At 56.8% G+C, this 23,153-nt stretch carries 20 protein-coding genes; 5 read left to right on the top strand and 15 right to left on the bottom strand.

From position 1 onward, the window contains the following. Nucleotide 1: 1 nt before the first annotated feature. The 15 genes from glgC to ACR0EZ_RS00185 form a co-directional block, all read right to left on the bottom strand. Nucleotides 2-1,240, bottom strand: a complete 1,239-nt coding sequence (gene glgC, locus ACR0EZ_RS00255) for a glucose-1-phosphate adenylyltransferase (protein WP_480609490.1) — start codon at nucleotides 1,238-1,240, stop codon at nucleotides 2-4. A 49-nt stretch (nucleotides 1,241-1,289) separates the two neighbouring features. After that, the gene (glgB, locus tag ACR0EZ_RS00250; RefSeq protein ID WP_480609487.1) at nucleotides 1,290-3,491 is read right to left on the bottom strand and encodes a 1,4-alpha-glucan branching protein GlgB; all 2,202 of its coding nucleotides are present in this window, start codon (nucleotides 3,489-3,491) and stop codon (nucleotides 1,290-1,292) included. Then, complete coding sequence (locus ACR0EZ_RS00245; RefSeq protein ID WP_480609483.1) at nucleotides 3,488-5,866, bottom strand: glycogen/starch/alpha-glucan phosphorylase; 2,379 nt, start codon at nucleotides 5,864-5,866, stop codon at nucleotides 3,488-3,490. The genes glgB and ACR0EZ_RS00245 overlap by 4 nt, the downstream gene beginning before the upstream one ends. Before the next feature lie 19 nt (nucleotides 5,867-5,885). Next, the gene (locus ACR0EZ_RS00240) at nucleotides 5,886-6,125 is read right to left on the bottom strand and encodes a helix-turn-helix domain-containing protein (RefSeq protein WP_480609480.1); all 240 of its coding nucleotides are present in this window, start codon (nucleotides 6,123-6,125) and stop codon (nucleotides 5,886-5,888) included. 165 nt (nucleotides 6,126-6,290) lie between these two features. Further along, nucleotides 6,291-7,766: a mannitol dehydrogenase family protein gene (locus ACR0EZ_RS00235; RefSeq protein ID WP_480609479.1), complete on the bottom strand. Its 1,476-nt coding sequence runs from the start codon at nucleotides 7,764-7,766 to the stop codon at nucleotides 6,291-6,293. After that, nucleotides 7,754-8,527, bottom strand: coding sequence for an L-iditol 2-dehydrogenase (locus ACR0EZ_RS00230; protein ID WP_480611112.1), 774 nt, complete (start codon nucleotides 8,525-8,527; stop codon nucleotides 7,754-7,756). Before ACR0EZ_RS00230 ends, ACR0EZ_RS00235 begins: the two co-directional genes overlap by 13 nt. Then, complete coding sequence (locus tag ACR0EZ_RS00225; RefSeq protein ID WP_480609476.1) at nucleotides 8,524-9,528, bottom strand: ABC transporter ATP-binding protein; 1,005 nt, start codon at nucleotides 9,526-9,528, stop codon at nucleotides 8,524-8,526. Before ACR0EZ_RS00225 ends, ACR0EZ_RS00230 begins: the two co-directional genes overlap by 4 nt. A 12-nt stretch (nucleotides 9,529-9,540) precedes the next feature. Next, the gene (locus tag ACR0EZ_RS00220; protein WP_480609473.1) at nucleotides 9,541-10,371 is read right to left on the bottom strand and encodes a carbohydrate ABC transporter permease; all 831 of its coding nucleotides are present in this window, start codon (nucleotides 10,369-10,371) and stop codon (nucleotides 9,541-9,543) included. 10 nt (nucleotides 10,372-10,381) lie between these two features. Beyond that, the gene (locus ACR0EZ_RS00215) at nucleotides 10,382-11,248 is read right to left on the bottom strand and encodes a carbohydrate ABC transporter permease (RefSeq protein ID WP_480611109.1); all 867 of its coding nucleotides are present in this window, start codon (nucleotides 11,246-11,248) and stop codon (nucleotides 10,382-10,384) included. A 120-nt stretch (nucleotides 11,249-11,368) separates the two neighbouring features. Continuing rightward, nucleotides 11,369-12,676, bottom strand: a complete 1,308-nt coding sequence (locus ACR0EZ_RS00210) for an ABC transporter substrate-binding protein (RefSeq protein ID WP_480609471.1) — start codon at nucleotides 12,674-12,676, stop codon at nucleotides 11,369-11,371. A gap of 114 nt (nucleotides 12,677-12,790) precedes the next feature. Further along, nucleotides 12,791-13,846: a LacI family DNA-binding transcriptional regulator gene (locus ACR0EZ_RS00205; RefSeq protein ID WP_480609469.1), complete on the bottom strand. Its 1,056-nt coding sequence runs from the start codon at nucleotides 13,844-13,846 to the stop codon at nucleotides 12,791-12,793. 286 nt (nucleotides 13,847-14,132) lie between these two features. Continuing rightward, a complete protein-coding gene (locus tag ACR0EZ_RS00200; protein ID WP_480609466.1) occupies nucleotides 14,133-15,110 on the bottom strand; it encodes a 2-dehydropantoate 2-reductase in 978 nt (325 codons plus the stop codon). 4 nt (nucleotides 15,111-15,114) lie between these two features. After that, the gene (locus tag ACR0EZ_RS00195) at nucleotides 15,115-16,650 is read right to left on the bottom strand and encodes an acyl--CoA ligase (RefSeq protein WP_480609463.1); all 1,536 of its coding nucleotides are present in this window, start codon (nucleotides 16,648-16,650) and stop codon (nucleotides 15,115-15,117) included. Between the two features lie 50 nt (nucleotides 16,651-16,700). Further along, a complete protein-coding gene (locus ACR0EZ_RS00190) occupies nucleotides 16,701-17,384 on the bottom strand; it encodes a fumarylacetoacetate hydrolase family protein (protein ID WP_480609460.1) in 684 nt (227 codons plus the stop codon). A 194-nt stretch (nucleotides 17,385-17,578) separates the two neighbouring features. Further along, the gene (locus tag ACR0EZ_RS00185) at nucleotides 17,579-18,259 is read right to left on the bottom strand and encodes a FadR/GntR family transcriptional regulator (protein ID WP_480609458.1); all 681 of its coding nucleotides are present in this window, start codon (nucleotides 18,257-18,259) and stop codon (nucleotides 17,579-17,581) included. 28 nt (nucleotides 18,260-18,287) lie between these two features. On the opposite strand from ACR0EZ_RS00185, the gene ACR0EZ_RS00180 reads away from it, so the two are divergent. The 5 genes from ACR0EZ_RS00180 (at nucleotide 18,288) to ACR0EZ_RS00160 (ending at nucleotide 23,144) form a co-directional block, all read left to right on the top strand. Further along, a complete protein-coding gene (locus ACR0EZ_RS00180) occupies nucleotides 18,288-19,316 on the top strand; it encodes a fumarylacetoacetate hydrolase family protein (protein WP_480609455.1) in 1,029 nt (342 codons plus the stop codon). A 61-nt stretch (nucleotides 19,317-19,377) separates the two neighbouring features. Further along, a complete protein-coding gene (locus ACR0EZ_RS00175; RefSeq protein WP_480609453.1) occupies nucleotides 19,378-20,403 on the top strand; it encodes an ABC transporter substrate-binding protein in 1,026 nt (341 codons plus the stop codon). Then, a complete protein-coding gene (locus tag ACR0EZ_RS00170) occupies nucleotides 20,400-21,209 on the top strand; it encodes an ABC transporter ATP-binding protein (RefSeq protein ID WP_480609450.1) in 810 nt (269 codons plus the stop codon). The genes ACR0EZ_RS00175 and ACR0EZ_RS00170 overlap by 4 nt, the downstream gene beginning before the upstream one ends. Nucleotides 21,210-21,235: 26 nt before the next feature. After that, on the top strand, nucleotides 21,236-22,078 hold the full coding sequence (locus tag ACR0EZ_RS00165; protein ID WP_480611106.1) for an ABC transporter permease: 843 nt from the start codon (nucleotides 21,236-21,238) through the stop codon (nucleotides 22,076-22,078). After that, nucleotides 22,068-23,144 carry an Ldh family oxidoreductase gene (locus ACR0EZ_RS00160; RefSeq protein ID WP_480609447.1) on the top strand — a complete coding sequence of 359 codons (1,077 nt, stop codon included), beginning with the start codon at nucleotides 22,068-22,070 and terminating at the stop codon, nucleotides 23,142-23,144. Before ACR0EZ_RS00165 ends, ACR0EZ_RS00160 begins: the two co-directional genes overlap by 11 nt. The last annotated feature ends 9 nt before the right edge of the window (nucleotides 23,145-23,153 follow it).

Here is a 23,153-nt window from a genome sequence, read left to right as displayed (position 1 = left end):
GTCACATATCCAGCTGGTCGATCATCGCTTGGGTAATCAGGCAAACGCCGCCTTCTGTGCGCCTGAACCGCTTGGCGTCAAGCTTTGGATCCTCACCGACAATCAGCCCGGGCGGGATTTTCACACCCCGATCGATCACCACGTTCTTCAGGTATGCCCGGCGACCAACCTCGCAATACGGCAAGGCGACGGTGCCTTCCAGTTGTGAAAAGGAATGGGTTTTGACCCCGGTGAACAACAGGCACTGATACAGGGACGAACCCGAGATGATGCAGCCCCCCGACACCATCGAAGAAACGGCCTGACCACGACGGCCTTCTTCATTGTGAATGAATTTCGCCGGGGGCGTCAGTTCCGAATAGGTCCAGATCGGCCAGTCGGTGGCGTAAATGTCCAGACCCGGTTTGAAATCGGTCAGGTCGATATTGGCCTGCCAATAGGCGTCAATCGTCCCGACATCGCGCCAATAGGGTTTATCCTCAAGCCCCGACATGACGCACGAGCGGCTGAACGGATGCGCCATCGCGCCGCCTTCGGCCACGATGGTCGGGATGATGTCCTTGCCAAAGTCGTGGCTGGATGTCTCCGACCTCGCGTCGGCCTGAAGAATGTCATAAAGGTATTCGGCTTCGAACACGTAAATACCCATGCTGGCCAGTGACATATCCGGCTGGCCGGGCATCGGCGGCGGGTCGGCGGGCTTTTCAACAAAGCTGAGGATTTTGTCCGTCTCGTCCACATCCATAACACCGAAGCCCTTGGCTTCTTCGCGCGGCACCTCGATACAGCCCACCGTCACCTTCGCGCCGGATTGCACATGCTGTTCGATCATCAGCGAATAGTCCTGCTTGTAGATGTGATCCCCGGCCAGCACGAGAATGTATTTTGGTCCATAGCCACGCAGGACATTGATGTTCTGGGTCACCGCATCGGCTGTGCCCTTGTACCAATTGTCTTCGTTCAACTGCTGGGACGCAGGCAGAATGTCCAGTGACTCGTTCCGTTCCGCCCGAAAAAAGCTCCATCCCCTTTGCAGGTGCCGGATCAGACTGTGTGCTTTGTACTGGGTCGCGACCCCGATCCGCCGGATGCCGGAATTCACCGCGTTGGACAGGGCAAAGTCGATAATCCTTGTCTTTCCGCCAAAATAAACCGCCGGTTTCGCGCGGACATCTGTCATTTCCTTCAGACGACTTCCCCTGCCACCTGCAAGAACATAGGCCATGGTCTGATTGGCCATTCTGCGACGATCTTGTTTCAATGGGCGTCCTCCCAAAATTGGTGCCGGTCTATTCGCGTCTGTATTCAAAGAAAACGGTGGCAAGGGGCGGAACCGTCATCACCACCGAGTTTTCGCAGCCATGCGCCGCGATCGGTTCGGAGTACACCCCATCCCCATTGCCCTGATTGCTGCCGCCATAATACGTGGAATCGGTGTTTAAACGCTCCGCCCAATGACCCGGAAAGGGAACGCCAACGTGGAAATCCGTTCGGGTGACCGGGGTGAAATTGGCGACAACCAACACCGGCGCGCTGTCATTGGCCCCATATCGGACCCAGGAAAATACTGAATCGCTGGCATTGCCGCCATCGATCCAGCCGAACCCTTCGGGACGCGCGTCTTTCTGGTACAGGGCCGGCGTGTCGCGATAGAGCTTGTTCAGGTCCCGCACCAACCGTTGCACACCTGCATGGTTGGATTGCTCTAGAAGGTGCCAGTCAAGGCTTTGTTCGTGGTTCCATTCGGCGCTCTGCGCGAACTCGCCGCCCATGAACATCAGCTTCTTGCCCGGATGGCCCCACATGAAGCCGTAATAGGCGCGCAGATTGGCAAATCGCTGCCAGTCATCGCCGGGCATTCTGCCAAGCAATGATCCTTTCCCATGCACGACCTCATCATGGCTGAGCGGCAGCACGAAGTTTTCGGAAAAGGCGTAGTGCAGCCCGAAGGTCATCTTGTCGTGGTGGTATTTTCGGTTCACGGGGTCTTCGGCCATGTACCGCAAGGTGTCGTTCATCCAGCCCATGTTCCATTTGAAGCCAAAGCCCAGCCCGCCCTCGGACGTCATGGCGCAAACGCCCGGAAAGGCCGTGGATTCCTCGGCAATGGTCATCGCGTCGGGATGGGCCGCATAAACGGCCTCGTTCATCTGTTTCAGAAAGCCTATGGCCTCGAGGTTTTCGCGCCCGCCATGGACGTTGGGCACCCATTCGCCCTCTTCCCGCGAATAATCGCGATACAGCATCGAGGCCACCGCATCGACGCGAAGCCCGTCGATATGGTATTCCTCCATCCAGAATTTTGCGTTCGCGATCAGGTAGTTCGAGACTTCGGCCCGGCCATAGTTGTAGACCAGCGTGTTCCAGTCCGGGTGAAACCCTTCTTTCGGGTCGAGATGTTCATACAGAGCGGACCCGTCAAACCGCCCCAACCCATGCGGATCGGACGGAAAATGGCCCGGCACCCAGTCGATGATCAGGCCCATCTCCGCTTGATGGCACGCGTCCACCAGCGCCCGAAAGTCGTCTGGCGCACCGAACCGTGCGGTCGGCGCGAACAGGCCGACGGGTTGATAGCCCCACGAACCGCCAAAAGGGTATTCCGAGATCGGAGTCAGTTCGATATGGGTAAAGCCCATGTCACTGGCATAAGTCACCAACTCAGTTGCCAGTTCCCGGTAGCTTAACGACCGGTCACCCTGTTCCGGAACACGCCGCCAGCTTTCCAGATGCACCTCGTAAACGGAAATCGGTTGATCCACCTTCTGGCGTGAACCTCGACTGGTCATCCAATCCGTATCGGCCCAGCGATAATTGCGGAGATCGCGCACGACCGAGGCCGTTTTGGGTGGCAGTTCAGATCCAAATCCAACCGGGTCGGCCTTTTCCGGCATCAGATGCCCGTCAGACCCCACGACTTCGAATTTATAAACGGCCCCCTCGCCCAACCCGGGCATGAAAATTTCGTGCACACCGGTTGCGCCGCGTCGCCGCATCACGTTGCGGCGCCCATCCCAGCCGTTGAAGTCGCCGATAACCGAAACCCGCCGCGCATTGGGTGCCCACACCGCGAAATGTACGCCGTCACAGCCTTCATGCGACGTCACATGCGCCCCGAGCGCGCGCCACAGCTGACCGTGGGTGCCCTCGCCTAGAAGATATTCATCAATTTCGCCAAGAACCGGCCCGAACGCGTAGGGATCCTGCTCGGTCCAGCTGTCGCCTTGGCGTGTCAGGCGCAGCACATACGGGAAACGCTTTCTTCGGCGCGGAATGACGCCAGCAAAAACGCCTGCATCAACCCGGGACAACGCGCATAATTTCCGCCCGGTTTTTTGGTCCAGAACCTCAACCGAGTCCGCCTCGGGGTGAAAACAGCGGATCACCAACCGCCCGTCGACCTCGTGCAATCCAAGAACCGAGAACGGATCGCCATGCTCACCCCGAGCGATGGCGGCCGCAGCCCCGGCCTGGAGGAGGTCGCTGCTCATGCCGATTTACCCAAAGGTTCGGTCAGCACACTGTCTGCCTGCCAGATATCCCGGGCATAGCCCCTGATCGTCCGGTCCGACGAAAACCACCCCATACTGGCCGTATTCTGCAGCGCCATCGCGGCCCAGTTCTGACTGTCGCGATAGGCGATATCGGTGCGGCGTTGCGTGTCGAAATAGCTGTTAAAATCGCAGGTGACCATAAAGTAGTCATGGTCATAAAGCGTGCCGATCAGCGCGTGATAGCGGCCCGGTTCTTCGGGGGAAAACACCCCTTCGAAAATCTGGCCCAAAACACGCTCCAGCCGTGGGCTGGCGGCAATTGCGGCGCGGGCGTATTCGTGGACCTTGCGTCGCTCCATGACCTCCTGCGCGGTCAGGCCGAACAGAAAGAAATTGTCTGCCCCCACATGTTCGCGGATTTCGACATTGGCCCCGTCCAGCGTGCCGATCGTCAACGCGCCGTTCAGGGCGAATTTCATGTTTCCTGTGCCAGAAGCCTCTTTCCCGGCAGTGGAAATCTGCTCGGACAAATCTGCGGCCGGGATCAGGTTTTCGGCCATCGTGACATTATAGTTGGCGGGGTACACAACTTTCAGAAGATCGCCAGTGAGAGGATCGGTATTGATGACCTTCGCCACGTCATTGACAAGCCGGACGATCTGCTTGGCGACATGATAGCCCGGCGCGGCCTTGCCGCCGAATATCTTGACCCGTGGTGTCCATTCGGCACCGGGGTTGTCCCGCATCTCATTCCACAGCGCTACAGTTTCCAGAATGTTCATCAGCTGGCGCTTGTATTCGTGAATGCGCTTGATCTGGACGTCGAAGATCGCATCCGGATCAACCGTAATGCCGCATTTGGTCGCGATCCAATTCGACAACTGTTCCTTGTTATGGCGTTTGGCGGCGCTGAAATCGTTCAGGAAGCTTCGATCCCCGGCGCGGCCTTTCAGGTGCTTCAACTGTTCCAGATCCGCGACCCAGCCATCGCCGATTTCGCGGGTAATCAGATCGCTCAGAACCGGGTTGCAGGTGTGCAGCCACCGGCGCGGAGTGATGCCGTTGGTCTGGTTGATGATCCGGGCCGGGTGAATGCGGTTCAGATCGGCAAACACCGTGTCCTTCACCAGATCGGTATGCAAGGCCGAGACGCCATTGACCTTATGCGCCATGATAAAGGCCAGCTCACCCATATGAACTTCGTTATGCTTCAGGATGCGCGGGCTGCCGGGAAACTCTTGCTGCTGTTGCTCATCGATGGCCCGGATGATCTCCAGATGCCGCGGCAGGACGCGGCCCAGCAACCCTTCGTGCCAACGTTCCAGCGCTTCCGGCAAAAGCGTGTGGTTGGTGTATCCAAGGCACCGGCGCGCCAGCGCAATGGCTTCGTCCAGCGGCAGGTCATGTTCATCCGCCAGAATGCGAACCAATTCGGGCCCGGCAATTGCCGGATGCGTGTCGTTGAGCTGAATGGCAACGGCATTCGGCAACTCGCGAATGTCGCCATGATCGCTGAGGAAGCGGCCCAGCAAGTCCATTATCGATGCTGCGGTAAAAAAGTACTCCTGCTTCAGTCGCAGTTCCTTGCCCGCGTCTGTGGTGTCGTCGGGGTACAGAACCCGCGAAATCGTACGCGCCAATGCTTCTGAACGGCTGGCCGCCAAATAGTCGCCCCGGTTGAAGCTTTCCAAATCAAACTCATTCTCGGGGCGGGCAGACCATAGCCGGAGCGTGTTGCCCCATGTGCCTTTCCAGCCAACAACCGGCGTATCGAAGGCCTGCGCCTGAACTGTATCAGCGGGGTGCCATTCGGCCTTGCCATCGTGGTGGGCAACATAGCCGCCAAATGAGATGCGATAACAGGCTTCAGGGCGCTCAAACTCCCACGCGAAGCGCTGGCTCAGCCATGTTTCCGCCTTTTCGACCTGGCGGCCATCGACGAAACTCTGCTCGAACAGGCCATGTTCATAGCGAATTCCATAGCCGTACGCCGGAATGCCAAGGGTGGCGAGAGAATCCATGAAACACGCCGCCAGCCGCCCAAGACCGCCGTTGCCCAAGGCGGCATCAGGTTCGTCATTGAAAACGGCAGACATATCCTGACCCAGTTCTGTCAGGGCCTCGCGCACTTCTTGCGTCAATCCCAGGTTCGCGGTCATGTCTTCGACAAGTCGGCCAATCAGGAATTCCATCGAAAGGTAGTAAACGCGCTTTGCGCCGGACTGGTACGTCTCACGTGTGCTTGCGAACCAGGGGTCGACAATTCGGTCGCGCAGGGTAAGCGATACCGCCATGCGCCAGTCATAGGTCGATGCATGCGCGGCATCTTTGCCCAGCGAATAAGTGAGATGTCTTAGGATTTCTGATTTCATAATGGAACAGGTGCCCCGTTTACGTCGGATTGGATTTGATGGCGACGCCGATACCGTCGGACGTACTGCCATATCTAAGGAATTGAACACCTTCGGCTTCAAGTGTCGTGCGCATAGCTTCGATCATAGCGTGCTTGACCCCACTTTTCCCGGCTTCAAAACGATGCACAGTCATGTGAGACACGCGCGACAAATCCGCAAATTCCTTTAACGATAACCCCAGTGCATGACGGGCCATTCTCAGCTGCTCTGGTTTCATGTTTTTCTCCCGTCTCTTTGGGCACCGCATATGGAGCACGTGCGTTGTGCATGAGTTTCCTCATTTCAACTCCAACACATCTGCACCCCACGCGACAGACAGTCCCGGTCGGTCATCCGTCGTTTCTTACCAAAAGTACCAACCATAAAGACCACAGATTTTGACTCAAGTCCCGTCGACATATGCGATAAGGGCGGCCTCGCACCCCTTCTGCCAAACCATATCGAACCACATGGAAAACGCATTCGAAAACTGTTTGGCGTCCTTCAAGTCGCCATAAATCCAGTTTTGTTCCAGCCACGCGGCCGGATTTGATTTTGCGGCAAGGGCGGCCTCGGTCAATTTGTTCCAAATGGGATCGTTGGCCTCGATCACGCTGCCGTCTTCACGCATGCCGGCGCACATTCGGGCCCACAGGGCTTCGACCAGGGCTAAGCCGACGACGGAACGCCCTGCCTGCAACTGATCCCGCAGGATCGGCAAAACGAAGCCGGTATGGCGCGCCGATCCGTCGAAAGCCACCCTTCGGGTTGTGTCCACGATCCTTGGATTTGAGAACCTGCTTTCAATGAGGCTTACGTATTCATCCGGAGTTTTCCCGGAAACCGATGAAACTGTAGGCGCGATTTCGGTTCTTTGAACTTTACCAAAGAATTGCGAGACGGCCGGGTTCCGCATGCATTCGGAAATCGTTTGAAGCCCCAAAATCTCGCCCACATTGGCGAGAACCTGATGTCCGGCATTGAGAATGCGGATTTTCATGGTTTCGTAAGCGTGAACGTCATCGTTGAAGATCGCGCCAACCTCGTCCCAATCCGGACGCCCTGCGCAGAATTTGTCTTCAATCACCCATTGGCGATACGCCTCGTGCGTAACGACTGCGGCATCATCAATTCCAAAGTCCACGGCAAGGGCCAGTTCGCTTGGACCTGTCGCCGGGGCGATGCAGTCCACCATCGAATTTGGGAATGCAGCGTTGGCGTCGATCCAATCGGCCAAGTCCGGATCAGACAAGCGCGCCAGCGAAACCACAGTTTGCCGAAGGACGTAGCCGTTGCTTTGCAGATTGTCGCAGCTCAGCCCGGTGAACGGGGCATGCCCTGCGTCGCGCCGATTGCGAAATGCGGCCACGACGGCACCAAATGCCGTTCTTGGTGTCAAAGGGTTTTGTGCATCATGTTGCACGTCAGGGTGGTTGGTATCGAACCTCTTTGTGACCTGATCAATGTAGTATCCGCTTTCCGTGACGGTCATCGAAACGATGCGAATGGCCGGATCGGACATCGTGCGGATCAGTGCCGCATTGGACTCTTCAATCGGCACATAGTCGATCATGGACCCTATGACTTCGGCAGAGGTTTTTTCCGGGTCAAGCTCGATGAGGGTCGTGAGGCAATCCTGAGCAAGCAGTTTCTCGCGCATAACCGTATCATATGGGCGCACGCCCGCGCCGATTATGGCCCAATCTTGGGCTTTGTCCTGTTGCATCAAACGATGCAGGTACCACGCCTGATGCGCCCGGTGGAAATTGCCGACGCCTATATGAACAATGCCGGGTTTCAAGGCGGCACGGTCATATCTCGGGCGTTCGACGGTTAGTTGATCGAGTGTTGCGTTCGAGAGGGAGATCAGCTCATCCATTGCCCACCATCCACATTGTAAGTTTGTGCGACGATGTAATTCGCCGCATCGCTTGCCAGAAAAACAGCCATGCCGGTCAAATCGTCCGGCGTGCCCATGCGCCCGTATGGCACCGCGGCATCGACTTCCTTTTTCTTTTGCCCGGGCGCCTTGCCTTCGTACTTGGCGAAATACGCATCGACGCCATCCCAGTGCTCGCCATCGACGACCCCCGGAGAGATAGCGTTCACGTTTATTCGGTGCCTGATCAGGTTCAGTCCGGCAGACTGGGTAAGGCTGATAACCGCCGCCTTCGTAGCGCAATAGACCGCGACCAGCGGTTCTCCGCGCCTGCCGGCTTGGCTTGCCATGTTGATGATCCTGCCGCCCTTCCCGCGCTCGATCATGTGCCGGGCCACGGCCTGCATCATGAAAAGAGTACCTGCGACATTGACATCAAAAGCGCGCTGGTAGTCGTTGCGCTCAATCTCAACAATTGGGGCGGCCGTAAAAAGTGCTGCGTTGTTGACAAGGATGTCAATGTGACCGAACTCGGCCAGGGTAACTGACACGGCGTTGTCGATACTGACCGGATCGGTCACATCCAAGGCCACCGCAATTGCATTTTCGCCAAGGGCCGCAGCGCTTTGGCGGGCGCTGTCGATATTGATATCGGCAATGGCCACCCGGGCGCCCTCGTTAACGTAGGCCTCGGCAAAGGCCCGCCCGATTCCCCGGGCGGCGCCTGTAATCAGGGCTGTTTTTCCAGCCAGTTGCATTATCCGATCCTCAGACCCTGAGCGTCGAATTTGTGCAGCTTGTCCATTTGCGGCGACAGATAGATCGTGTCGCCGTGCTTGGCCTGAATGTCACCGGTAATCCGAACAGTCACCATGTCGGCAAGACCTGTGTCATGGACGTGAATGAACGTGTCTGATCCAAGGTGCTCTGCCACCCCGACAACGCCTTTCCACATGCCGTCAGTGGTGCTGACATCCGTGTGCTCGGGGCGAATGCCGATTGTGGCTGCGCCGTTCTTCTCGGCCTCGGCTCCCTTGATCAGGTTCATTTTCGGAGACCCGATGAAGCCCGCGACAAATTCGTTGCGTGGGCTGTGATAAAGCTCGAGCGGTGAACCCACCTGTTCGATCACACCAGCCCGCAAAACGACGATCTTGTCCGCCATGGTCATGGCTTCGACCTGATCGTGGGTCACGTAGATCATCGTCGTCTTGAGCCGTTCGTGCAGTTCACTGATCTCAAGCCGCATTCCAACGCGCAGGGCTGCGTCGAGGTTGGACAGCGGTTCGTCGAAAAGGAAGGCCGCCGGTTCGCGAACAATCGCCCGGCCGATGGCCACGCGCTGCCGCTGGCCGCCTGACAATTGCCCCGGACGCCGATCCAGATAATCGGTGAGGTTCAGCGCCTTCGCAGCACCTTCGATCCGGCGGTTTTGCTCGTCTTCATCGATCCCCGCCATTTTCATCGGGAACGCAATGTTCTTGCGGACCGACATATGCGGGTACAGAGCGTAGGACTGGAACACCATTGCCAAACCGCGCTTTGCGGGGGGCACATCCGTCGCGTCCGAGCCGTCGATTTCAATATGACCTGAGGTGATGTCTTCGAGCCCCGCAATCAGGCGCAGCAGCGTCGACTTACCGCAGCCCGAAGGTCCGACAAAAACCGTGAACTCGCCGTCTCCAATCGTGAGGTCCAGAGGCGGAATGACTTGCACGTCGCCGAAGCTTTTGGTCACTTGGTTGAGTTTGATTTGTCCCATTGGTCAAGTTCCTTATTTGACGGCGCCGAAGGTCAGGCCGCTGACAAGTTGTTTCTGGCTGAACCAGCCAAGGATGAGGATTGGCGCAATGGCCATGGTTGATGCTGCACTGAGCTTGGCGAAGAACAGGCCTTCGGGGCTGGAGTAGCTGGCAATGAAGGCCGTCAGCGGTGCCGCATTGGCTGCCGTCAGGTTCAGCGTCCAAAACGCCTCGTTCCAGGCCAGAATGAAGTTCAGCAGCAAGGTCGAGGCTATGCCCGGAACCGCCATCGGTGTGAGGACATAGAGGATTTCCTCTTTCAGCGTCGCACCGTCCATTCGTGCCGCTTCCAGGATCTCACCGGGGATTTCCTTGAAGTAGGTGTACAGCATCCAGACGATGATCGGCAGGTTCATCAGCATGAGAATGATGACCAGCGCGCCCCGGCTGTCGAGGATGCCAAGTTTGATGCAGATCAGGTAGATCGGGTACAGAACCCCAACCGCCGGCAGCATTTTGGTGGACAGCATCCAGAGCAGAATGTCTTTGGTACGCCGGGACGGTACGAACGCCATCGACCACGCCGCAGGGACTGCTACGATGATGCCCAATATCGTCGACCCACCTGCGATGATGATCGAGTTCCAAAGGAACCGGGCATAGTTCGACCGCTCCATCACCGCAGAATAGTTTTCAAGCGTCCAGTCGAATGCCAGGAACACCGGAGGGTCTGCAATTGCGGTGGCTTCGGTTTTGAAGCTGGTCAGGACGGTCCAAAGGATGGGGAAAAAGATCAGCAGTCCAACACCCCAGGCGGCGGCTGTATTGATGATCTTACGTTGTTGAGTTACTGCGCGGGCCATTTTTTCCTCCTCACGCGTCCAGGTTCTTGCCAACGATGCGCATCAGGAAGATCGCAACGATGTTGGCGAGAATGATTGCGTAGACACCACCGGCTGAACCGAGGCCAACATTCTGACTTTCGAGAACACGCTGGAAAATCAGGTAGGTCAGCGTGCGCGTGCCAAAGGCACCTCCGGTCGTGACGAAAATTTCTGCAAAGATTGCCAGCAGGAAGATCGTCTGGATCAGAACCACGATCGTAATCGCCCGGCTGAGATGCGGCAGAGTGATGTAGCCGAACCGCTTCAGCGGCGGTGCGCCGTCCATTTCCGCCGCTTCCAGCTGTTCCCCGTCCAATGACTGGATGGCGGTCAACAGGATCAGCGTCGCGAAGGGCAGCCATTGCCAGGAAACGATCATGACAATCGAAGGCAAAGACGCCTCGGACAGCCACGAGATCGGCTCGGCTCCGAAAAAGCGCCACAAATGGGCGAGCAGGCCGTTCACCGGATCCATGAACATGTTCTTCCACACCAACGCGGAAACCGTCGGCATGACAAAGAACGGTGCGATGACCAGAATGCGGACGACACCCTGCCCCCACATCGGCTGGTTCAACAGGATTGCCAGCAATACGCCAAAGATCACGGTGATCAGAAGAACTCCGCCAACGATGGTCAGGGTGGCCATCACCGACGGCCAGAACGCGCTGGAGCTGACGAAACGAACATAGTTGTCGAAACCGACCCACCCAAGATCTCCGCCACGCAAGGGCAGGTATTGCTTGAATGAGAATAAAAGCGTCATGATCAAGGGAACGAGCATCCAGCCGAGGAGCAAGATGACCGCTGGGGCCATCATAAGCCGCGCCGCTGATCGGGAGTGTTTAGTAGCCATCGGGCATACCTCCTCTGTTGATTGCCATAAGGCTATCTTAAACAGTGCAAAGTTTTTGATAATTGATGGCGTCTCGGACAACACTTGGGAGAAGAGTATTGCCCGAGACTGCTGGAGCGCTTAGCGGTAGCCAGCTGCTTCCATAGCGTCGTTGGTAATCGCCTGGGCCTTGGCCAGCGCCTCGTCAACGGTTTGCTGACCTGCATAGACGGCCGAGAACTCCTGGCTCACCTCGGTCGCGATTCCCGCGAATTCCGGGATTGCCACGAACTGGACGCCGACATACGGAACCGGCTTCACAGTCGGGTTTGTCGGATCGGCCGCGAGAATTGAGTCCAGTGTCTTCTGGGCGAAGGGAACTTCCTGGTAGTTGGGGTTTTCGTACAATGAGGTACGCGCACCCGGCGGTACGTTGGCCCAGCCTTCGTTTTCGGCAACCAGTTCAATATAGTCTTTTGAGGTCGCCCATTCGATGAACTCTTTTGCCGCGGCTTCTTTTTGCGTTCCGGCGGGAACCGCCAGCGCCCAGGCCCACAGCCAGTTTGCTTTCCTGTCGACACCTTCACTATTCGGAGCCAACGCGAAACCAACCTTGTCGGCGACGGTGGAGTCGTCGGGATTTGTAACGAACGAAGCCGCCACGGTGGCGTCAATCCACATGCCACACTTGCCCTGCTGGAACAGGTTCAGGTTCTCATTGAAACCGTTCGTCGCGTAGCCGGTGGGGCCGGATTCTTCCATCATGCCGACGAAGAAGTTCAGGGCATCCGCCCATTCCGGCTGATCGAACTGGGCATTCCAGTCTTCGTCAAACCAGCGGGCGCCGAATGAATTTGCGGTCACGGTAATAAAGGCGCCGCCTTCACCCCATCCTGCCTTGCCGCGCAGGCAGACCCCGTTGATGTCATTTTCGCGGTCCGTCATCGCCGCTGCGGCTTCACGGATGAATTGCCAGGTCGGTGCCTCGGGCATTTCCAGACCGGCCTTCTCCATCAGGTCGGTGCGGTACATGATCATCGAGCTTTCGCCGTAAAACGGTGCAGCGTACAAAGTGCCATCGTGGCTCAGGCCGGCGCGCATTGCTGGCAGGATGTCATCCGCGTCATATTCGGCAGAAAGGTCGTCAAGCGAGACCAGCCATCCATTGGCACCCCAGATCGGAGTTTCGTACATGCCGATGGTCATGATGTCGAAAGACCCACCCTTGGCGGCAATGTCGGTGGTAACACGCTGGCGCAGGACGTTTTCTTCCAATGTGACCCATTCGACCGTGTGGCCTGTCTTATCGGTGAAGTCCTGAGTCAATCCTTGCATGCGAATCATATCGCCGTTGTTCACGGTGGCGATGACAAGATTCTCTGCGAGCGCGCCACTAGCAGTGACGAGTGTCATTGCCGTCGCCGCATATAGAGCTTGTTTGAATGACATCCTAATTCTCCTCCTCGTTGGATGATGACTTCGACCTTAGTCAAAATCACAACGCGAAGTCAATTAAAAATTTACGCGCGTAAATTTAAGGATGGTTGCGCGACTAATAATTCCCTAAGCCGACTCCCGCATGATCAAACGCCCGTCAAACAGCGTTTCCTGCCTTTCTGATGGGGATTCTCCGTTCTCGAACAATGCAAACAGTGTGGACACCGAGCAATTCGCGATAGCTTCGTAATCCTGCGCGATTGTTGTCAGAGGCGGGCATGTGAACCGGGAAAAGGGATGATCATCGTGGCCCGCAATCCTGAGGTTGCATTCCGGACCGTGACCGACCTTGAAGCCAAGCCCATAGGCCGCTGACAAAAGACCAATGGCAAAGCGATCGTTGCTGCACAGGATCGTGTTGGTGTTGAATGCCCCTTCGGACAAGAGCCTGCCGCCTTCGGCTTTTCCAATTGCCTCAAAGTCCCAGCCTTCCCCGTCCGCTTGAAAAATGTTCGGCGTCTGGCCGTGCCGCTCCATGCTTTCGATATATGCCTGCCTGTGTTTATTGGCATTCGGATTGAGCGGCTTCTTCATTTCGAAAAAACAAGGCGGCTCGCCGCTGCGGCACAGGTACTCGACCATCAGGTCAACGCTTTGAAAATGGTCGGTACCGACAAATGCCCGCCCGACATCTTTCACGTTGGCATCAAACAGGACGACCGGAATTTCTTCGTCAAATGCCTTGACGGTGTCTGTGTCCGAGAACCTTCCGAACGGTGCCAACAAAACACCAGCGGGTTTGAGGGATCTGAGCGAGTTTAGATTGTCTCGCTCCATTTCCGGATTACCGTGCGAACTGAGCAAAATCGGGCTGTAACCGGCGTCTATGCATGCAAGTTCCACGCGTCTGCCGATCTCGGAAAAGAAGGGGTCAGCCAGATTAGGTACGACAACACCGATATTCTTGGTCGTACGCCGGTTTTGATTGATCGCAAAAACATTCGGATGATAGTCGTACTCTTCCAGCGCGTCTTCGATCTTTTTTCTTGTGGAAACGCGCACGCTGTCCGGATCGTTAAAGTACTTTGAGACGGTGGGCCGGGAAATCCCACTGATTGTCGCAAATTCTTCCATGTTTCGGATTTTGCGTTTCAATTCTTTTCTCACACCAAGTTTCAACATGTCGCGCGGAAATTAATGTCAAATTTATTGATGAAAGACCAACAGTGTCAAGTCGGCCGGTTTTGGATGCCGCTTATCGCATCCATACCCGGTTGGAATTTGAAGGGGTCGTCGGCAATCAGCTACCGCCCTGACCGCCGTGCTGATTACGCATGCTTGGAGAATACCGTGGCAGACCGTCGCGCTGTAGTTCAGTCGCGCGATTTCCGAAGAAAGTAGTGCCGCATCGCCATTCAATTCCCCGCCCGCCCAAAGCTGATCCCTTCGGACGATCGTTTACGGAAACTCAATAAAGACCGGCGACCTTTGCCCTCAGTTTTATCAGTGATGCCACTGTGTCGATTGTGGGTGTTGCGATGCCGGTCAGTTGCCCCAATTCCTGCACTGAAGTGACCAGTGCGTCAATTTCCATTGGCCGGCTCAACTCCAAGTCCTGCCACATCGAGGTCTTGTGCGCGCCAACCGCCGCCCCGCCATCAATACGTTTTTCAACATCTATCGGAAACCTGACCCCAAGTTTTTCGGCGATTTCCTGAGCCTCGAGCATCATTCCGCGTGCCACGGCGCGCGTGTCCGGATCGGTACACAAGACATCAAGTGTTGCGTGGGTAAGGGCGGAAATCGGGTTGAACGACAGGTTACCCCACAGTTTCAACCAAATTTCGTCCCGAATTCTTGGTCTGACGGGCGCACGCAACCCAGCGGCGGACAATGCCGCCGAAAACTTGGCAGCACGGTCTGATTTAGAGCCATCGGGCTCGCCCAATGAAAACCGATTGCCTTCGACATGCTTGATCGATCCCGGGGCAACAACTTCTGCGGCCGGGTAGACGACACATCCAAGCACCCGATCCGGCCCTAAACTGTTCCATTGCACGTCACCCGGATCCACCGAGGCCAAACGCGTCCCCTCATAGGGACCATTCAGCTTGTGGAAGTACCACCAGGGCACCCCGTTCACTCCACTCACCAGTGTCGTCTCGCCGTCAATCAGGGGCCGCATTGTGTCAACAACAGCCGGAACTGAGTGCGCTTTTAGCGTGATGAAAACGTAATCCTGCGGGCCAAGGTCCGCAGCATTGTCTGAGGCGCGAATTGGCACGTTGATCGGGTCCCGCCCATCCTCAAGCAGAGTCAGCCCTTTTTCCTGCATTGCGGCCAGATGGGGACCACGCGCGACGACACTGACGTCAACGTCCGTCTGCGCGAGCTTTGCGGCAACAAAACCTCCGATGGCTCCGGCACCAAAGATGCAAACTTTCATGTGTCTAAGCCTTTGCCAGTCCCAATTTAGCGGCGAGCCCGATCCTTTGAATCTTACCAGTCGCGCCTTTTGGAATCTCTTCGAGAATGACCACCGAAGTCGGCACCTTGAACTTAGCAAGCCGCGCGCCAACGAATTCCCGGACCTCCGGACCCGCAATCACCGCGCCTTCTGACAGAACCACCGCCGCCGCGATGTCTTCGCCCAGTTTTTCGTGGGGAACGGCAAAACACACTGCCTGAGCAACGTCCGGGTGACTCAGAAGCACGGCATCGACTTCAAGCGGGCTGATTTTTTCTCCACCGCGATTGATAAGCTCTTTAAGGCGTCCGGTCAGTCGCAGGTAATTCTCTTCGTCGAACGACCCTTGGTCACCGGTGCGAAACCATCGCTTTCCATCGGCTTCAAAGAAATTGTCGGCGTTCGCCTGCGGGTTGCTCTCGTATCCCGGTGTCACGTTCGGACCGCTGATAACGATTTCTCCGACGTCCCGGGAATCGATCAATACGTTTTCTGCCTCGTCTGCAATTCTGACTTCAGGGCCTGCGGCTATTCCAACCGATCCGGGCTTTTGCTTTTGCGGCGGAAGCGGATTGCAGCACATTTGATGCGCGGCCTCAGTCATTCCGTAGGCTTCGATGACGGGTGCATCAAATGTGGCCACCAACGCTTCCATGACCGGCGCAGGCAACGAGGCGGAGGAAGACCGAAGGAAGCGCAATCGCGACTGCTCAATGATCGATTGGTTTCGCACCGCTCGGGCAAGAATAGCCTGATGCATTGTCGGAACAGCCGTGTACCAGGTCGGATCAACCTCAGCGACCTGTGAAAAAAAGCCAAGAGCGTTGAACCCAGGGGCGCAGCTGATTTGAGATCCAGCGCCTAAAGACGCAGCTACTGCCGCGATCAGCCCGTGGATATGAAACAGCGGCATGATGCTTAGACACCGATCATCGATAGTCAGATTCAACGACGAAGCCACATTTCGCGCGGATGCGTAGATATTGGCCTGCGTCAGCGGAACGATCTTGGGCCGCGACGTTGTTCCTGACGTGTGCAGGATCAGGGCAACATCATCTTCACCCGGTGCGGATGTTTCAGCCTCGCCAATCGGGTCACAGGACAAAAAGGAAAACTGCCCCGCTGGTTGTGAGTTATCATAGGACGCCCTCAGGACAGCGATGCCAAGGTCCCCTGCCGCCTTTACGGCGGGTCCATTTTCGTTTTCGGACACAAGAAGAGCCTTGGCCTGCAAGTCCTTGAGGTAAAATAGGTATTCTTCGTGGGTATACGCCGGGTTCAAAGGTGCTGTCGTCGCCACCTGGGCGACGGATATGAACGCCGTCGCCATCTCTGGGCCGTTGGGCAACACAATTGCCACCCGGTCGCCGCGGCCTACCCCGATTTGATGCAATTCCATTTTGATCTTTGCACAATGCTCGCGCAATCCGAGGTAGCTCAACCAGGGTCGGCCGGGGGCGCCGATGGCCTTTGTAGTGTCGGCGTGGTGTGCGATCAATTCAGCGACTACGTGGGGCATTCGTCATCCGTTTACACAAGCATCGGTTACTTTTGCTGGTATGGCGGTCGCTAAGTTACGCGGACATTCAGGCTGCCCAGCTTGTCGACCGCCAGGACCATGACATCGCCACGGTTGACGGGACCAACACCAGACGGCGTTCCTGAAAGGATGACGTCACCGGCGGCAAGTTCGAAATACTCGCTCAGGTATGAGATCATCTCGGGGACCTTCCAGATCATCTGGTTCAGGTCCCCCTCCTGCCGAATTTCACCATTCACCGTCAGTGTAATCGGACCTCTGTCCAGATGTCCAACCTCTGACACCTTGTGAACCGGTCCGCACGGGGCTGAGCGTTCAAACGCCTTTCCAATCTCCCAAGGGCGGCCCATTTTCTTCATTTGACCCTGCAGGTCGCGGCGGGTCATATCCAGCGAAAGACCGTAGCCAAAGACATGATCCAATGCATCGGCGACCGGGATATTCGTACCGCCAGACTTGAGTGCCACATACATTTCAGCTTCGTGGTGCACGTCGGAACTGTGCGGCGGGTACGGAAACTCGCCCGACGGATCCAAGTTGTTCGGGTTCTTCTGAAAGAAAAACGGAGGTTCCCGGTTCGGGTCGTGGCCCATTTCAATCGCATGCGCCGCGTAGTTTCGCCCGATGCAGTAAACGCGACGCACCGGAAACGTGCCGCCCCCCGCTACGGGTATCACATGCACCTGCGGCGCGGGAATGACATGGTCGGACATCGCTTTCCTCCTGAGCGTTTGACAGCCAAAGATCGGATTTCCAAACGGACAGACACCTTCCGATCGATGCCACATCACATTCAAACGGACGTGGCCGCTTTCCAAGTCTTCGCCAAAATCTAAGCTGTTTTGCAAGAGCCACAGCTTCAATCTGTCCCGACCATTTCCCAAATTGGTTGGGCCGTGGCGCTGCGTCAGCCGTCGGACTGGATGCTCTGCGGCAGCACACGCGAATAAACCGATTTCAAGTGATCTACCATGGCACTGGCCGCAAGATCACCGTCGCCCTTTGCTATGGCAGACACGATCACATCATGTTCGCTAAAACTGGAATAATCTTCCACTGGCTTCAAAGTCTCGCGCGGCTGCCCCCAAACAATAGACCTTCGGACCGAATTCAAAGTCTCAAAGAAGTAAAGAAACAGCTGGTTACGCGTAGAGCGGGCTATAGCGTGGTGCAAATTGTTATCCCAGGCTTCGTAAGTGCGCCAATCCTCTGCCGTGCGGCATTTGTCGGCGCAAAGCCTCATTTGCTCGCGATCAGAGCGGGTGGAATGAAGCGCCGCCAGGCGGCTCAGTTGCGGCTCGATCGTGAATCGCACAGATACAACCTGTTCAGGTTTAATCTGATTGCCCAAATAGGTAACGTCAGTGAGGTTCAGAACCGGTCTGGAACCGACAAAAGTTCCCCGCCCCACGTGACGCCAGATCAGCCCTTGTGCCTCGAGTTCTGCCAAGGCTCTGCGCAACTGATTGCGGGTTGTCCCAAGTTTTGAACACAGGTCACGTTCCGGCGGAAGCCTGTCGTTATGCCTGTATCCGGCATTGTTAATCAGGTCGCGTACGCGTTGCGCGAGTTCGGTTGGTGCGTTCATGCCTCCACCCAATTTGGTGATTGGTTGATTGATTGAAACGCCAAGTCGGAAAAAACTCAAGGGCAAGAGGAAAGCAAAAAATCGAGTCGCCGGACGGGATCCGCGACCACAGCTTGACATCAGCACGAGGGAGGAGTGCCGAGTGCGGTTAGCAACTGTTTCCGTAGAAGGCCACGCCGTTTGCGTGGCAATACTAAACGATGGCAGCAAGTTGGACGTTTTGCGCGCAGCGAATATGCGTGGCGAGACGCTGAACGCCAGTTCAATGCAGCATCTAATCGCAGGTGGTCAGGCGACCCTTGGAGTATTGAACACCCTCATTTCATCGGCCGAAGCAGGTGATCTGAAGGACGCATTGGTCCCGGATGATGCGCCGTTTCTGGCGCCAATCCCCGCCCCGCGTAAGAACGTATTCTGTGTGGGGCGCAATTATGCGGAACACATCGCCGAGGGCGAACGGGCGCAAAAACAGAAAATTGGTGTAACGGACCACCCGGTTTTCTTCACAAAACCGCCGACCTCGATCGTTGCGCCAGAGGCAGACATTCTGATATTCCCCACGGTCTCACAAGCCATCGACTATGAGGTTGAACTGGCAATCGTGATTGGAAAACCGGGGCGGAATATCGCCAGGGCCGACGCATTCGACCATGTATTCGGCTATACGATCCTCAACGACATCACCGCCCGCGACATCCAACGCCGGCATGGTGGCCAGTACTTCAAGGGCAAGGGTTTGGATGGGTCTTGCCCATTGGGCCCGTGCATTGTGACCGCCGACGAAATCGGCGATCCGCATGCGTTGTCAATCGGATTAACGATCAACGGCGAACAGCGCCAAAACGGAACCACGTCGGACATGATTTTCGACATTCCAACGCTGATCGCATCCCTGTCAGAGGGCATGACCCTGGAACCGGGCGACGTCATCGCGACCGGCACGCCATCAGGCGTCGGATACGCAATGGACCCACCGCAGTTTCTGAAAGACGGGGACACGGTGGTTTGTGAAATTTCAGAAATCGGCACGCTCAGGAATACCGTGCGCGCCGTGTAAGTGGCTCCTGCATCGCTGAATTTGCGGGACGCCAACCATGCAAGGGAGGAAGACTACAATGATGAACAGAAGGACTTTCACAGCGTCCTTGCTTTCGGCAGTTCCGGTTGCGGGAGCTTTAGGAACAATAGGTTTTGCACAAGACCTGCGCGATATTACTTTCGTTCAGCCAAGCCCTTCGGCAATCAACTCATTTCCTGTCTTTGTCGCCATAGGCGAAGGATACTTCGCAGATGAAGGCCTGAACGTGACCGTCGAAGCGATCAACGGCTCAGGCGCCGTGCTTCAGGCTTTGTCTGCCGGGCAAGCGCATTTCGGTCGCCCCGGGCCTGGCCCCCTGATTGCCGCACGGTCGCGGGATGTGGACGCCGTGCATATCTACAACGTCGCGGCGCGCAGCAACTTCGGCATCGCGGTGCCGGAAGATTCTGACATCCAAAACATTGAAGAACTGCGCGGCAAGGTCATCGGAACCGGCACCGCCGATGGCGCAGAAGTGGGCTTTGCGCGCAATGTGATGACCGGAGCAGGCATGAAAGAGGGTGAAGATTTCACCTTCCTGACCGTCGGCGATGGTGGCCCGGCAACTGCCGCCTTCCTGAACGGTGAAATCGACGCGTATTCTGCTTCGACGGCTGACACGGCAATTCTGAACCAGCGCGGCATGGCGGTGCGTGACATCACGCCTGCGGAATTCGGGCGTTTCTTCGGGAACGGCATTGCCACAATGGCCGACACAATCGCCAATGACCGCGAATTGGTCGAAGCCTGGAGCCGCGCATTCGCACGTGGCCATGCATTTGCGCTTGATGACGCCAACCGCGAGGCCGTGTTGAAACATCTGGCGGACGGCAATCCGCAGGAAGGCGAGGACAAGGAGTTTCAGTCAGCGCTGTTCGATGCAGTGCGATCCAAAACCATCGCGGCTGATCCAAGCAATGGTCTGGGATGGTACCCCGCCGAAGTCTGGCAGGAATGGCAGGATGCGCTTGTTGCCGGGGGCGAAATCCCAGGGCCGCTGGATGACCTCAGCGCCGCATGGACCAATGAGTTTGCCGCCATCGGCAACGAGGCCGCCAGCAAATGAACGCTGAAGTCACGCATGAGTTTTCCGGCGCGCCCCTGGGCACGCCGGTCTACGAGTTGACCCATGTAAGCAAGACCTATGCACGCAATCTTGTTGTCGCTCTCGAGGATATTAACCTGACGCTTCGGAAGGGAAGCTTCACATCTGTCATCGGGTCCAGCGGGTGCGGCAAGTCAACTCTGCTCAAGATCATGGCGGGTCTCATCCCGCCGACCAAAGGGCGCGTGATCCTGCAGGGGAAACCTGTCACCGGGACCCGCCGGGACATTGGGATGATGTTCCAGCAAGCGACGCTTTTTCCCTGGAAAACAGCGGTGGAAAACATCGTCTTGCCGATTGAGATCCGCGATGGAAAGGCGGCGGCCAAGCAAGCCATGGCCAAGGCGCACGAACTTTTGGACATCGTGGGTTTGCAAGGGTTCGAAAACGTATATCCGAACGAATTGTCAGGCGGGATGGCACAGCGCACCTCGATCTGCCGTATGCTGATCACGGAACCAGCCGTGCTTTTGATGGACGAACCGTTCAGCGCGCTCGACGAATTGTCGCGCGACATGATGAATATGGAATTGCAGCGGATCTGCCGGGAACAGGATGCGACCGCGTTTCTTGTGACACACTCCATTCAGGAAGCCGTTATTTTGTCTGACGAAATCGTCGTTTTGAAGCCGCGCCCGGGCAGGATTGCCGAAATCGTCAAGGTTGATCTGCCGCGTCCACGAACGCTCGATATGATGACGACACCCAAATTTGGCGCTATCGTAGACTACATTCGCAGCCTCCTGGATAAGGGAGAAGACATGTGAGCGAAGTTCAGAATTACTCACCTTCCGTGAAAGACGCTGACCCCGCAGAAGACACTGTATGGGAGCAGAAAGTTCACTTCATCGACTCGGTTCCCCGCTGGCTGGCGATGACCTTTGTTTTCGTAGTCTTTGTCGGCACCTGGCAAATTGTGACCAGCCTTAGACTGGTCTCTCCGATCATTCTGCCGACACCGCTGGAAACCCTCAAAGATATGATCTTCGTGGGGCAGAACCTTTTGACCGGCGGTTACATGCTTGCAGCGCTTTGGATCACCATAAAAGAGGTCATCTATGGTTTTGCGCTGGCGATCGCGATCGGGTTCTCGCTGGGCGTTCTGGTTGGCGAAACGGCCTTTGGCGAGAAGGCCGTGATGCCCTATTTGGTGTCCATCGATACGATGCCGAAAGTCGCGTTTGCCCCTCTGTTCGTGGCGTGGCTGGGTTTCGGTATTGAATCCAAGGTCGCGCTTGCGGCCTTTATCGCGACGTTCCCCATCGTGGTTGGGACCGCAGCCGGACTTCACGCCGCCGACGAAAACGCGCGTATGTTGTTCAAGACGATGGGCGCGAGCCGGATGCAGACATTGATCAAGATGAAACTGCCAACCGGTCTGCCGCAGATATTCACCGGCCTCAAAATCGGCGCGGTCGGCGTTATGGCGGGTGCGATCACCGGAGAATTCCTGGGCGGCGGAAAGGGATTTGGCGAGTTGATCCGCGTCGCAGCCTCGCAGCTCAATACTCCGCGCGTGTTCTCGTTGATCCTGTATCTCAGCCTCGTCGGTCTGGCTGTTTTTGCGACTGTGGTTTGGACACAGCGCAAACTGGTGTTCTGGCACAAAGAACAGGTCGGCAGAGATGACTTCTGAGCCTGTGAAAATAGACTGCCAAGCCTTGCGTGATTTTGTGGCAAGCGCGCTCGAAACGCGAGGTGTGCCAAAAGCGGATGCGGATCAGGTGGCATCGACGATGGTTGAGGCCGACATATATGGCTACGGCACCCACGGCGTCTTTCGCCTGCGCCAGTATCTTGCCCGGCTGGCAGGGGGTGGCTCAAATCCTACGCCAAATGTCACAATAGTACATGAGACCGTCGCGACCGCGTTGATTGACGGCGATGACGGCCTTGGGCATTTGGCTATGTCGGCGGCGCGAGACCTTGCGATAGAAAAGGCGAAAAAGGCCGGTATCGGCTGGGTCGGTGTACGGCGCGGCAACCATGCGGGACCTTTGGCGCTGTATGTGCGCCCACAAGCCGAACAGGGAATGCTGGGCATGGCCGCAGCCGTTGGCAGCGCGAACCACGTTCCGCCCTATGGCGGTAGCGACTTGCTACTGGGCACAAATCCCATCGCTTTTTCTGCCCCCGCCGATGGCCCCGACCCGTATGTGTTTGATATGGCGACGACTGTTGCCGCGATGGGTAAAATCAAAACCCTGTTGCAGCAAGGCCGGCCTATGCCCGAGGGCTGGATGGTTGGGCGTGATGGGAATCCATTGACGGACCCGGCCCGCAAGTCCGAAGGCTTTCTTTTACCAATCGGCGGTCCAAAAGGCTTCGGTCTTTCCGTGGCCATCGGGCTGATGGCCGGGGTCTTGAACGGCGCCGCTTTCGGCTCTGATGTGGTAAATTTCACCTCGGACACGACATCGTCGACAAACACGGGACAATTCGTCATGGCGCTTGATCCAGCAGCGTTTGGGATGGAAAAAGACTTTGCTTCCAACGCAGCCCGCGTCTTTTCCGAAATGCGCGCATCCGCCCCCCTGCCCGGCCATGACCCGGTGCGCCTGCCCGGAGACGGAAAAACCGCCGCCGCCGAGGCCCGCCGCAAAGACGGTCTGAGGCTGAACCCCGCTCTTTGTCGAGACCTCAACAAACTTGCCCTGGACTGCGGGCTGACGCCCCCATTTCCTGATCTCAACACTGACTAGCGGCATATC

The sequence above is a fragment of the Ruegeria sp. AK4 genome (genome assembly GCF_056541025.1).
This window is presented reverse-complemented; position numbering and strand designations above follow the sequence as displayed.